Source organism: Beggiatoa leptomitoformis (genome assembly GCF_001305575.3).
Lineage (GTDB): Bacteria > Pseudomonadota > Gammaproteobacteria > Beggiatoales > Beggiatoaceae > Beggiatoa > Beggiatoa leptomitoformis.
In genome coordinates this window covers 2,516,619-2,529,458 of record NZ_CP012373.2, presented here as the reverse complement: position 1 = coordinate 2,529,458, position 12,840 = coordinate 2,516,619, and the positions used below count along the sequence as shown (strand labels likewise).

Here is a 12,840-nt window from a genome sequence, read left to right as displayed (position 1 = left end):
GTTAGGATGCGTGGCAATACTGGGGTAACTGAATGGACAAAAATTACTATGAAATACTCGGCATTAGCCCTGACACTGACCAATCTCTCATTAAAGCGGCTGCGCAATTAAAAGCTAACACCATTAACGAGGCTTTTCGCCAATTAAACGATACTGAAAAACAGCATAATCAGGCAAGTATTCAAGCACAAGTTAATGAAATTAATGAAGCATTTCGGGTGTTAAATGATGTTGAACAACGTAAGATGTATGATGCACAACGCATTAACAAACAATATGGTTCAGTATCAAAGCGACAGTTGCCTGATGCCAAGCAAACGGTAAAACAACAGACGACACAAACGGGTGTATTGAGCCATCTTTTAGAAAGAATGACCATTACCCCGCCTGCATTCAAAGATGTTGTTATCTTTGCCATTGCGTTATTATTCTTCTTATATATGCTCAGCGGTTTATTTGTAAACCCGCAAGGTCCCAACGAACCCAGTGAATTAAACTTGGGTGCTATGCAGAAAAAAAGACCGTAATACCTTAATTTTTTAACGTGACTCAAAAAATAGCCATTATTATTGTCAATGACTTTCTAACCTGTAAGGAAACATAGTTGTTATGCAAAACGCCCGTTTAATTATGTACCATAAACAGTCAACCAGTGCTAAGACACTGTTTTTAAATGTTAATGGCACGGTGTGCGCTTTTGATGGCTTACCCCCATTAGCCGAGCTGATTGACAATGGAAAAACGGCACCGCAAGTCTTAGTACATCCTGCACAATTATTAACTGATGCAGAAAAACAACTGGGTATGCCCGCAGGTAGTTTAGTTATCGATAGCGAATTCCATGCGTATGTTGATGTTCCTAATGGACCATTCAGCATTTTCTTAGCCCGTTTTACCGCAACCGACCCCCCACGCGACGCAGTTGCACCGCATAACGCGCGTTTTATCAGCATTATGGAAGCACGCAATTTACCGCCCGCAGAATTGGAGTTGTTAAGAAAAGCCTACTCGACAATTATGGAAGGTTAAAAAAGTACGTTTGTGTCGGGTGAGTTAGGCATGTATTACACCTTGTTTTAAATAAACTTGCGTTAGTAGTGCGTTTAGCGATGCTAACGCACCCTACCATAGCGAGTGTTGTAGCCGATTTATTCCTCTTCGTCCTGCATGGTTCTTTCTATTTCTTCTTGAATCCAATAACGAATTTTTGCTTCCTCTTTACGTGAAAGCCGTTCTACGCCCAACATCCAACGATACGTTGCAGAAAAAGGTAACATGGGCAAACAAACTAATACACCAAAAAATGCAATAAGCCCTGCAATTGTATAAATAGCCGTTGTATCAGGTTGTTCTGGTAGGCTTAAATGTAAAACTTTTAAAATTCCCACATCTTGTAATAAACTGCTCGCTTCAGGATAAAAAGCAGGAATATTATAAGCAATCACCGCGCAGACAAGCGCAACGCCTGCAATATAAATATCGGCAAATAACCGAATCAGTAAAAAAAATACATAAATGCTGACAATAACCAGCAAGGCAACAATCATCGGTTCATCCACTATATAATCCTCTATGAGCAGTCCGTTAATTTTTTAAGTCGTTAATCTTCTATAAACATCAGCAACTTTCATCGGTAATTGTTCTACTTTATCTATCACTGCATAATTAACAACCCCATACATATAAGGCAAATACGTTTTTGCTTGGCTGTCAATCGTGATACAAAAAGGATGTATGCCGATTTTTTTGGCTTCTAACAAGGCTTGGCGTGTGTCTTCTAACCCATAAACACCCCGATAATTTTCGCCTTCATCGTCGGGTCTGCCATCAGACAGGGTAATTAATAAACGTATATGTGCGTCAACTTCTGATAAACAATGGGTTAAATGACGAATAGCAACACCCATACGTGTATATTCCTGCGCGCTGATTCCGCTAATGCGTTGCTGTACGGTTGTATTATACGGTTCATCAAACCGTTTGATGGGGAAAATTTCACACCGTTTGCGGGTTGCACCCGAAAAACCATAAATTGCATAACGGTCGCCCAATAATTCCAAGACATCGCACAATAACACCAAACTTTCACGCTCTGCCAAATTAATCCAACCCTTGGTTGAACCACTCATATCTATCATTAACATTACCGCAATATCACGCTCTACACGCCGTAAATGTGTAAAAACCCGCTGGCTCATTTCATGCCCTGCTTGCGCGTCGGTATAGGCGGTTATTAAGGCTTCTAAATCAATATCTTCACCATAAGATTGTCGACGTTGCCATTGATTACCACCGCGTAACGCCTCAAAAGTTCGACGTAAATTTGCCAATAATCCCTTATATTTACAACGGGTTTCTTGAATAAAATTGTCTTGTTTTAAGGCAACATCAACCTCGCGTAAACTGCACCAATCCTTATGATAACGCTGGCGTTGATAATTCCATTCGGGATAAGAAAAAATCTGTTGTGCGGTATCGGCTAAATCACGATGTTTTTTCTCAGGATTTAAAAAATCAGGTTCTCCCTGTCCCGCACCTGCAGGAATTAGCCAGTAATCGGGTGGAATTTCACCATAATCCTGTTTAATTGAAGCAATAATATCTTGTAATTCTGGAATATTTGGCGCGCCTTCTCCTTGCATGGTCAACAAATTTTGCAAAGTGCGCTCCGTTAGCGTCGGTTGTTGTTCAATCATTGGTTGCGCGTTTAATTGTGCGCCATCATCCGTATTTTGTGGCTGCTCAGGGTGTTTATGTAACAATTCAGCCAGCGCATTTTGCAAGGCTTTTTTCTCATGCACCTTGCGCAAATTTATAACCCGTTCAACTTGCTCAGGCAATAACACACCTTGATAAGCAACGGGTTCAGGAACTGCCCATGTGTGAATCTCATTTAAAATAAAATAGCTATCTTCTACTGTCGCATTCGGTTCAGCCAACCGTGCTGCAATGGTTTCCCACCCTGTTGGAATGACAGGCTCATTCAATAACTGTAGTAAGCGTTGCATATCACGATGTAAGCCTGAGAGTTCCCTTGCAATACAAGCATCTAATCGTAACCGTTCTAGTGTATGAAACAAGCGGATAGCTTTTTCACGGTGTGGAAATTGTTCACTTGCCGTGATTAAACTTAATTGCCATGTACCAAACCATGTTTGCGCCCATAAATGCGCAGCCGTCGCTTTATAAAGCAGGAAATTGAGGGTTTTATCATCAAAACGATGGATAGAAGCGGGTAAAAACAAGGTTTCTGTGTCAGTAAAGGCAACATCGCCATGTTCCATTTTTAAAGCACGCCCATCCAAACCGATAATAAAATGTTGTAACACACTTTGTATTTGTACTAACGGCAAACCCATATTATTTAAGCGGTATTGTTGCGCAAATTGTCCCAACGCATTGAGTTGGTCTAGGGCTTTATTCAAACCTTCTTTATCGTAGGTTTCGATAACAGCGGTAATCCATTCCTCTACCCCGTTTTCATCCATTAATGTCAGCGCATACGCCACTTGATGAATAAATTCATACGCTAACTCCATATTTTGCCGACTGACCACACGCACCCATTCCACCACCCAATCTTGTTGTGGACGTGGCAAGTTGGCTAATACTTTAACCGCATCATCTAGTTGACGGTGTGCCATGAGAATCAAACCGACGTATTCATTCAAGATTTCTTGCAACTGTTTTGCGGTAAGCGGGTGATGTAAACCGTGCATGACATCCAACCAGTTCATTAAGTGATGAATAATGCTTCTTAAGATAACGTATTTTACAGGGTCTTTAAATCAAACAGGATAACGAAACGTCTGAATCAGAATTTAGCGTATTGATAAGGCAAAATAGGATAATGATGCAAAATATTTCCCTCTCAAACCCGCATAAAGGGGAGATATTTTATTTGATGGAGAGATGTTATAGAACCGATTTGAAGTCTAAGATAAAACGTAACTCAAGTAGCCTAACTGATGCAGAATGGGCAGTGATTGAACCACTCTTAAATGCGTCATTGCCCAAGAAAAAACTTACCTGTCCTCATAAATGGCTGTCATTGGGTTGACCTTTCTAAAGACTTCCATTCAATCATTTATTGGCATTATAAACAATGGAGGACTTCGGGGGTTATCGATAAACCGATGACAGGCATTAATGCTAAACTGAAACTGTGTTTTATCAGACTGATGATTAAACGAATCGTTTCTTCTTAAGCATTTCAAATCGGTTCTATACAAGACACCCAAGTTAGCGCATCGATCGTGTTCAGTCTTTTGTCAACTCATCACAATCTGGTATGACAATACGTATCGGGCGAGTTCCGATTTTTTTCCCCGTCATTTCATCGATGACAACGGGTTTAATCCTTACCCCTGTTTCGGCATCTAAAAGCTGTATCAACTTGCCCTCTCCCCGATATTGGTCGCCCCACGCACCAATCATAATAAGCACTGGTAAAAAATCGCGTCCTGCGACCGTCAGTAGATATTCCTCACGCGGCGGGTGTTCTGAATAAAGCCGTTTTTCCAACAATCCTTCCTCCGTCAGTGTCGTCAGCCGTTTGGTTAAAATCGTGGGGGCGATGCCTAAATTTTTCCGAAATTGGTCAAAACGCGTAAGACCAAAATGGGCATCTCGCAGAATTAACATGCTCCAAGCATCACCGATTAGAGCTAGGCAACGGGCAATTGGGCAGGGGTTTTCACAACTATTTTTACTGTTCATATCATTTTAGTAGTGACTTGGTTTCAAATTAATAGTAACATGGCTTTTGTTACTTTTAAATTGATAGTAACACTTCAACTGTAAACAATCCACACTGAGATTTAACATGAACAATAACACTATGAAAGTTGCTCTCGTCACAGGTGCATCAACAGGCATTGGACTAGCAACCGCTAAAGCACTTAAACAAGCAGGATACCGAGTATTTGGCACCAGTCGCAGGTCGTTTGCCGAAAATTCCGACGGCATTACGATGTTGGTTTGCGATGTGACCAGCGAAACGTCTGTGCAAAACATGGTTGCTGAAGTTTTACAGCAAACAGGACGCATCGACTTGTTGGTTAATAATGCAGGTGTTGGTTTGCTGGCGGGGGCAGAAGAATCCTCTACTGCACAGGCTCAAGCCTTATTTGAGGTGAACGTTTTTGGCATTACCCGCGTGACGAATGCGGTGTTGCCCACAATGCGTCAGCAAAAGAAAGGTAGAATCATCAATATGAGTTCCGTTTTGGGATTGATACCAGCTCCTTATAGTGCCTTGTACAGTGCAACGAAACATGCAGTCGAAGGCTATTCTGAATCGCTAGACCATGAACTGCGAACTTTTGGCATTCGGGTGGTATTGGTTGAGCCTGCAATGACGCGAACTGCGTTTGAAGAAAATATCACCAGACCTGACCAACCGCTTCCCATCTATAACGCAGCGCGTACTGTCATGGAAGCCGTCATACGGGACGGGGTGAATACAGGAGATTCCCCAGAGATTGTGGCAAAGACCATTGTAAAAGCAGCGACAGCGATAACACCTAAAAGACGCTATACCGCTGGAAAACTTGCCTACCAACTTCGCTTTTTCCGCCGCTTTTTGCCCGAAGGGATATTCGACAAAAACCTGCGGAAGGCTTTCAAACTGCCTGTCTGAAGTGCATCCTCAACATAACACAACGGTTAGTTATGGCTGGTATAAAGCAAGTGCTTCCAGCCAATACCTCATGTAAGCGACTGAACATCAATGCAGTTCTAAATCCCCGCACTTTAGAACTTGTCTATCATAACCTGAGTTCGGAATAAGGAAGGCAAACCCGCTAATATCTGAGAAAATATAAAACCGCTACATTCCATATTTTTCAACGAGCTTGCCTACCATGAATTTAACACGATTGTTTTCCTCGTTCCCACGCTCTAGCGTGGGAATGCCTACCGCGTCGCTCCAGCGGCGTGGATTGCTGAACTAGTCGATACAAATCGATTACTAACACAACTTATTGCTTTTCATGATTTATCACAACACGCTGAGGAATAAAATTCATTTGAGAATTCTTTTGCTCGTTACCAAGCTCTGCTTGGCTGGTACTTGAACGCCCCATGCTTAAGTCCGCTTGTACTCGGCAAGCAGAGCTGGTAAGACAGGCTTTGTACCCGTGAAAGCAAGATGGGTAGTAGAACGTTCTAATGCTTGGGCGTTGTAAGTCATTGGTTAAGAATCTTGAATGGACTCTTGAGAATGCTAAATTGAAACCGTGTTTTATCAGACTGATGATTAAATGAATCGTCTCTTTTTAAACATTTCAAATGGGTTCTATATCACTATGTTTATATTGAATAGAATGCTTGACTTTCCCCCGTAAAGGGGGGAAATAAGAGGGAATCTTTTTTATTTGTTTTTTGGCACTACTGAAAAAGCGGTTAAAGTTCTAAAAACATAGACGCTGACGATTTTAATCACCGTACATCAAATTCTGCATGTTCTGAAGAAAAAACATGCGAATATAGATTTGCAATCCATTGTTTTCCTTCCTGTGTTACACGTAAATAGCGTAATCCGTCTTGAATATAATGGCTAACCATATCCCAGTAAAATGCAGGGTAACTGGTGCGTAAATCGTTAGGGGATGTGTAATTTAATTTTTCGTTAATGCCTGTTTCTTGAAATTCATAAAATAAAGCAGGTAATTTACGTAAATAATTCGGGTCGGCTAATTGTCCAATTAAATCCGCTGCCCGCACTAATCCGGGGTAGGAACTGGTGTTTTGATGGTCGGTATCGTTTGGCACGGGAAAGCGGGTTAATTCAATATTTGCCGCGATAACTTCAGCATCTATAACAGAATTTCCTCCAAAGCGTTCACGAATAAATAATTTACCTCTGTCAACGTGATAAGGTGACATGGCGGCATCTGTTGAGCCTGCGGGTAATTGTGCCATTTCGTTACGAATACCCGTTGTGTAATAGCCGTCTTTATCATCTCGACAAATACCACGTACATGTCCAATATCATGACATAAGAGGGAAATAATAAAGTTAAGCCAATCACGATGGGATACACCACCATCTCTAATATGTTTACCGCGTAAAATCTCTTGTCCGACCAGCGTTACCATTATGGTATGTTCCATATTGTGATAAAGCGCGTCACTGTTAGCAAAATGCTCTAGTGCCATACGTCCTGCCCACGCAATAATAGAACCGTTACCAGATTCTAAACTGCCATAATTCCGACGATAAGCAACCTCAAGTTTTTCAACAAAGGCATCAATAACAAGTTCTGTGGGATTAAACAGCATAATGGTTAAGTCCCTATGTTTGTGGTTTGGCGTGAAAAATGGCTGGTAAATAATAGGGTTAAGTATAAATGCGGACGGATAGATATTACTGTTTATTATAAGACACTATAGAAAAAACGGTAGGTTAGTAATATACCTTTCTGTATCGTCAATCTCAACGGATGCAACTCCATTGTGGTTTATCCGCAACAGTTATCGCAAAGCAAGCCCCTTGTAGATTTGCCCCTTGTAAACGGGCTTTTTGTATATCACTTTCACGGCTGAATAACGCGTCTTGTAAATTGGTTTTGTTTAAATTTGCGTCCGTTAAATCCGCCTCGCGTAAATCCGCTTTTTGCAAGTCTGCACCGCGTAAATCTGCTTCACGTAAATTAGCCCGACGTAAATCTGCGTTGGTGAGAAATGCACCGCGTAAGTCCGCTTTTTGTAAAATCGCCCAACTTAATTGCGTATTTTCTAAATTGGACTCACTCATTTTTGCTTGTGTAAAATTTGCACCGCGTAAATCGGCTTTTGTTAATAAGGCATTCCGTAAATCAGCCGCAGTAAAAATGGCTAGACTGGCTTTTATATTTTCTAGTTGTGCATTTTTTAAATCAGCTTGTTGTAAATTGGCTTTGGTTAAAACGGCAGCGGTTAAATCCGCATCGCTTAAATCGGCTTGCATCAGTTGCGCATGGGATAATTGGGCGTTGCTTAATTCAACACGACGTAAATCCGCATGGGTTAAAATCGCAGCGGTTAAAACGGCACGGCTTAAATCGGCTCCGCGTAAGTCCGCACGGCTCAAATTCGCTTGGGTTAAATTGGCTTGATGCAAGTTGCTGGTCATCAACACCGTTTCTTGCAGATTGGCATGTGCTAAATTGAGTTGTTGAAAATCCTTGCCTTGCAAATCGCAACGCACGCATTCATACCCATGTTGCAAACCCGTTTCTGCTGCTTGTAACGTAGATGAATGGTGCGTTATCACGATAAATACAATGTAGGAAAATAGCGTTTTCCACATAAATATTTTCCTCATACTTAAAGAATACAGAATGGTAAAATTGTAATCAGCAAAATTTATACCATAGCATGAATAATTTTTTCCAATGATTCTGAGAGGATATTCCCATGACAAGTTCAGCGTATGAACAGCTTGCTGAAGAAACTTTATTCGCCATAGAAGAAGCCGTTGAATCTTGCGGTGTAGAAATTGATTATGAAAACAATGGCGGTATTCTCACTTTAACCTTCCTCAATGGTTCTAAAATTATTATTAATCGTCAGCCGCCCGTTCAACAATTGTGGGTCGCTGCGAAAGCGGGCGGATTTCATTTCAATTATTCCGCAGACGCTCAACATTGGATAACTGATGATGGGCAAGCACAAGAATTATTTAGTTTTTTAAGCCAACTTTGTTCAGCACAAGCGGGCGAGCCTGTTACGTTGGTTTGTGAGTAAAATGCTCTCCGTTATTCTGATTACTAAAAATGCTGCACCACATATTGATAGATGCTTAACGGCGGTGCGTTGGGCGGACGAAATTATTGTTGTTGATAGCGGCAGTACTGATGACACACTTATTCGTTGCTCGGCTTACACTAAGCACGTTTTTATTCATACGGATTGGCAAGGCTTTGGTGTACAAAAAAATCGGGCATTGCAGTATGCAACGGGAGATTGGGTATTATCCGTAGATGCGGATGAAGAGGTAACACCAATATTGCAACAAGCAATATTAGAAGCTATGCAAAATCAATCTTATAGTGCATGGCAACTGCCGCGTTTGTCTCGCTATTGTGGGCGATGGATGCGACATGGCGGTTGGTATCCTGATTATGTCACTCGTCTGTTTAAACGAGGCACTGCACAATTTTCTAATGATTTAGTGCATGAAAAGTTAATGGTTTCTCAAGGAAAAATCGGTCAGTTGACTACACCGTTATTGCATTATTCTTTTGCAAACCTAGAAGAAGTCTTGCAAAAAATAAATGCGTATTCTAGTGCGAGTGCGCAAATGCAGTTTGCGCGTGGTAAACAGGGGGGGTTGGGTAAGGCGATTTTACACGCGCTATGGACGTTTATTCGTACTTATATCATCAGATTAGGCTTTTTAGAGGGACGCGAGGGCTTTATGTTAGCGGTCTCTAATGCGGAAGGCACTTATTACCGTTATTTAAAACTATATTATTATCAGCATAATGTATCCGATAAAACCTAGTATCATCATCACGACTTACAATCGTCCCGATGCGTTGCAACAAGTTTTACATGCCTGTGCGCAACAACAAGGGGTTGATGTAAGGCATTTAGAAATCATCATTGCGGATGATGGTTCTCATATAGCAACAACAGAATTAATCAATAGCTTACGTCCTCGCTTGCCTTATCAACTAAAACACAGTTGGCAAGCAGATAACGGCTTTCGCGCGGGGATGGCGCGCAATCGTGCTGTCGCTTTAGCAACGGGAAATTATTTAATTTTTTTAGATGGTGATTGTCTTCCGCGTTCAGATTTTGTTGCACAACATCTTCAATTAGCCGAACAAAACTGGTTTGTTGCGGGTAATCGTGTATTGCTTAACCCAGTGTTTACAGAAGCTATTTTGCAGCAAGCAATTCAATTACCCGATAATTTATGGCAATGGTGGCGGGTTTATTTACAGGGTGCAATGAATCGTTTTTTACCCTTATTGACACTGCCATTACCAAATGCGTGGCGTAAATGGCACTGCAAGCGTTGGCAAGGAGCAAAAACTTGTAATCTGGCGATGTGGCGCGCAGATTTTTTTGCGGTTAATGGTTTTGATGAGCTATTTCAAGGCTGGGGACATGAGGATGCTGATTTAGTTGTGCGTTTGATTCGTGCAGGGGTGCAACGTAAAGAAGGACGGTTTGCAGTGCCTGTATTCCATTTGTGGCATCCAGAACAGGATAGAAGTCAAGAACCTGCAAATATTGCTCGTTTGCAAGCCATTCTAACAGCTACGACGACGGTGGCGACGGTGGGCGTAAATCAGTATCTGTCTCCTCCTTCGTCAATGGCTTAGCAGGTTTTTCACCAAATTGGTTTTTTAACGCCTCATTTGCACTAACAAAGGGAATAATCGGGCTTTCAATAATGGGCGAGCGTCGTAAACGGCGTTGTTTTAATTTTGCCCATTTGGTTAATATAGTGTTTTTAATGTATATTCCTGCTTTTTTAAGGCTGTCATAGAATAATTGCCAGCGACTAATGCCCATCATTTCATTAAATTGTGCTTCCCACTTTTTTGTGCGTTCTGTAATGTTTAAATGTTTGTCTTGACGCACAGAAAACTTACGCGCGAAATATTCAAGTAGGGCGTAAGGTCGGGTATGATTTTGAATAGTTTGAATTAATGCCATCGTTTCCGCAACGGTTAAACTCAGTTTCTGTCGTTTAACCAATTCAGTGATGATGTCGTTACGGGTTAAGCTCGGTAACGTCATTTCTTGCAGATTAAGCCATGATTGGCGGTAAAACTCGCCTTCTAAAAAAATATTGCCTAAGTGATGCGGTTGTTGGGTGACACAAATTAACATCATATTATTGTGTTGGCGCATGGTATTTAAATTATCAAAAAACTTTAATTTATATTTTTTATCTAATGTAGGGTTATTTAATAACTGGTCAAAATTGGCTAGTAAGATAATCAAGTAATGATTGGTTTTTTCGAATAAGCGAATGATGTCCCATAATTCTGTGGCAACAGGTTTATCCGCTTTATAATGATTGTCGACTTGTTGCCAAAGATTTGCGATTAATTTGTCATAATTTTCTTTATATACCGCCATATCGGCTAATAAAACTTGTGTCTCTTCTGGACGACAGCGTTTTATGTCTGCTAATAAACGTCTTTTTCCTTGTCCCACTTCACCGATTAAATTAATTGCAATGCCATTTTTACCTTTACGTTGAAACGTATTAAGGAGTTGTTCTGTAAAGTGTGGGCGTAAACAGTGTACATAGCGGTCTGTCATGGTAATTAGTTAGCAGTCGTAAAAAGTGTGCAATTAATAGGATTTACAGTGTAACAAAGAATCCATCATGATTGAGTGATTGCAATATTTTTCTGTATAAAAGGATGGATTGCAAGAAGGATACCAGTATAAATAATCGTAGGGAAAACCGAATAATGGATGCAAGCCTAGCCAGTGTTATTTTATCTTCTCGTTAAAACGGCAAAACGTGCCGAATCAGAATTTACTAAATTATTAGGAGATTAAAAATATCTAACGCTAAAAAATCCTGATGCAAACCGTCTTTTAAATTTCTTCTAACCCCCAAAAACACAGTAAAACCGCAATACAACAGAGCAACGCAGCCAATGTAAAGCTAGTTTGCGCACCCAGTAATGACCAACTGTAACCGCTTAACCATGTTCCTACCGCGCCACCCGCGCCAAACCCTAAACCACTATAGAGTGCTTGCCCCCGACTGCGGGTATTGCCGATAAAGTAATGGTGCATAAATTGAACGGCAACCCCATGATAAATCCCAAAACTAGCTGCGTGGAAAAGTTGCGTAAAAAGAATAATCATTATGCTATCAACATAATATCCCATTAATAACCAACGAATAGCCGTTAAAATAAAACAGAAAATAAACAGGCTTTTTAAACGAAAACGTTGTAGTAAATGATGCATTACCCAAAAAACTAATACTTCTGCAAAGACACTTAACGCCCATAAATAACCAATTATTTCACGGGTATAATAATGCTCCTCTAAGTAAATAGTAAAAAAGGTGTAGTACGGTGCATGACTTGCCTGCATCAGAAAAAACGCGATGATTAAGACAATAATCGGTCTTTTTTTTAAGATGTGACGAAATAAAGTTGGTATTGTTGATGATGTTACTGAGGGCAAGCTATTCGCGGGCGGGGCGGGAACAAAAAGGCTGGCCAGAAAAATGATAGCAAATAATCCTGTGAGAATATAAGGCAATAATGCAATACCGTATTGTTTTAACAAATAGCCCGTTAATATGACAGTGATAATAAACCCAATTGAACCCCATAAACGAATTCGTGTGTATTGATGGCTTTGGTTGCCTAAATGCGCAAGTGTTGTGACTTCCATTTGTGGAATACTGGCATTCCAGAAAAAGCTAAATACAGTCATGATAAAAACCAACCAAGCATAACTTTGCGCGTAAAAAACCCCTGTAAAACAGAGCAGGGCGCAAAATGTTCCTAAGCGAATCAAACGGACATGTTGTCCTGTATGGTCAGCAATCCAACTCCATAAAGTGGGCGCAACAATTTTAGTCGCCATTGGAATAGCCATGAGTTGTCCAATGGTTTGTGCGTCAAATGCTAGGGTGTGTAAATACAAGCTCCAGTAAGGCATTAACGCCCCTAAACTGGCAAAATAAAATAGGTAAAAACTGGATAATCGCCAGTAAAGCATGAGTATCTCACACAAGATAAAAAATTAAGGGGATTAGAAAGAATTTGAGGGGAAACGCGGATTCAGACCATCTATAAGAAAACAGATAACACCGCTCAACGCGGTGGTATCCTTGCTAATTTAACCTATTATCATCAT

At 40.8% G+C, this 12,840-nt stretch carries 13 protein-coding genes; 6 read left to right on the top strand and 7 right to left on the bottom strand.

Annotated elements, in window-relative coordinates; translation table 11 throughout:
- Nucleotides 1-32 precede the first annotated feature (32 nt).
- Both AL038_RS10545 and AL038_RS10540 read left to right on the top strand, forming a co-directional pair.
- Complete coding sequence (locus AL038_RS10545; protein WP_062152598.1) at nucleotides 33-527, top strand: J domain-containing protein; 495 nt, start codon at nucleotides 33-35, stop codon at nucleotides 525-527.
- A gap of 82 nt (nucleotides 528-609) precedes the next feature.
- Nucleotides 610-1,029 carry a hypothetical protein gene (locus AL038_RS10540; RefSeq protein WP_062152596.1) on the top strand — a complete coding sequence of 140 codons (420 nt, stop codon included), beginning with the start codon at nucleotides 610-612 and terminating at the stop codon, nucleotides 1,027-1,029.
- A gap of 119 nt (nucleotides 1,030-1,148) precedes the next feature.
- On the opposite strand, the gene AL038_RS10535 is transcribed toward AL038_RS10540, so the two are convergent.
- The 3 genes from AL038_RS10535 to AL038_RS10525 form a co-directional block, all read right to left on the bottom strand.
- Complete coding sequence (locus tag AL038_RS10535) at nucleotides 1,149-1,559, bottom strand: hypothetical protein (RefSeq protein ID WP_062152594.1); 411 nt, start codon at nucleotides 1,557-1,559, stop codon at nucleotides 1,149-1,151.
- Between the two features lie 33 nt (nucleotides 1,560-1,592).
- Entirely contained in the window at nucleotides 1,593-3,737 is a 2,145-nt protein-coding gene (locus AL038_RS10530; protein ID WP_062152592.1) for a nitric oxide reductase activation protein NorD, read from the bottom strand.
- A 523-nt stretch (nucleotides 3,738-4,260) separates the two neighbouring features.
- Complete coding sequence (locus AL038_RS10525; RefSeq protein ID WP_062152588.1) at nucleotides 4,261-4,719, bottom strand: winged helix-turn-helix transcriptional regulator; 459 nt, start codon at nucleotides 4,717-4,719, stop codon at nucleotides 4,261-4,263.
- Between the two features lie 106 nt (nucleotides 4,720-4,825).
- Here AL038_RS10525 and AL038_RS10520 point away from each other — a divergent pair, with 106 nt between their 5' ends.
- The gene (locus tag AL038_RS10520; protein ID WP_062152586.1) at nucleotides 4,826-5,641 is read left to right on the top strand and encodes an oxidoreductase; all 816 of its coding nucleotides are present in this window, start codon (nucleotides 4,826-4,828) and stop codon (nucleotides 5,639-5,641) included.
- 800 nt (nucleotides 5,642-6,441) lie between these two features.
- Here the strand turns inward: AL038_RS10520 and AL038_RS10515 are convergent.
- A complete protein-coding gene (locus tag AL038_RS10515) occupies nucleotides 6,442-7,284 on the bottom strand; it encodes an Npun_R2479 family HD domain-containing metalloprotein (RefSeq protein WP_062152584.1) in 843 nt (280 codons plus the stop codon).
- Between the two features lie 154 nt (nucleotides 7,285-7,438).
- The gene (locus tag AL038_RS10510) at nucleotides 7,439-8,293 is read right to left on the bottom strand and encodes a pentapeptide repeat-containing protein (protein WP_062152582.1); all 855 of its coding nucleotides are present in this window, start codon (nucleotides 8,291-8,293) and stop codon (nucleotides 7,439-7,441) included.
- Between the two features lie 107 nt (nucleotides 8,294-8,400).
- Between AL038_RS10510 and cyaY the strand changes: the two genes are divergently transcribed.
- The 3 genes from cyaY to AL038_RS10495 are packed head-to-tail and all read left to right on the top strand — an operon-like array spanning nucleotide 8,401 to nucleotide 10,319.
- On the top strand, nucleotides 8,401-8,730 hold the full coding sequence (gene cyaY / locus AL038_RS10505) for an iron donor protein CyaY (protein WP_062152580.1): 330 nt from the start codon (nucleotides 8,401-8,403) through the stop codon (nucleotides 8,728-8,730).
- 1 nt (nucleotide 8,731) lies between these two features.
- Nucleotides 8,732-9,490: a glycosyltransferase family 2 protein gene (locus AL038_RS10500; protein WP_062152578.1), complete on the top strand. Its 759-nt coding sequence runs from the start codon at nucleotides 8,732-8,734 to the stop codon at nucleotides 9,488-9,490.
- Nucleotides 9,471-10,319 (top strand): glycosyltransferase family 2 protein, encoded by an 849-nt coding sequence (locus tag AL038_RS10495; RefSeq protein ID WP_062152576.1) that lies wholly within the window; start codon nucleotides 9,471-9,473, stop codon nucleotides 10,317-10,319. The genes AL038_RS10500 and AL038_RS10495 overlap by 20 nt, the downstream gene beginning before the upstream one ends.
- On the opposite strand, the gene AL038_RS10490 is transcribed toward AL038_RS10495, so the two are convergent.
- Both AL038_RS10490 and AL038_RS10485 read right to left on the bottom strand, forming a co-directional pair.
- Nucleotides 10,255-11,271, bottom strand: a complete 1,017-nt coding sequence (locus AL038_RS10490; protein WP_062152574.1) for a hypothetical protein — start codon at nucleotides 11,269-11,271, stop codon at nucleotides 10,255-10,257. The two genes, AL038_RS10495 and AL038_RS10490, sit on opposite strands and share 65 nt — an antisense overlap.
- A 285-nt stretch (nucleotides 11,272-11,556) precedes the next feature.
- Nucleotides 11,557-12,702: an MFS transporter gene (locus tag AL038_RS10485; protein ID WP_062152572.1), complete on the bottom strand. Its 1,146-nt coding sequence runs from the start codon at nucleotides 12,700-12,702 to the stop codon at nucleotides 11,557-11,559.
- Between the last annotated feature and the right edge of the window lie 138 nt (nucleotides 12,703-12,840).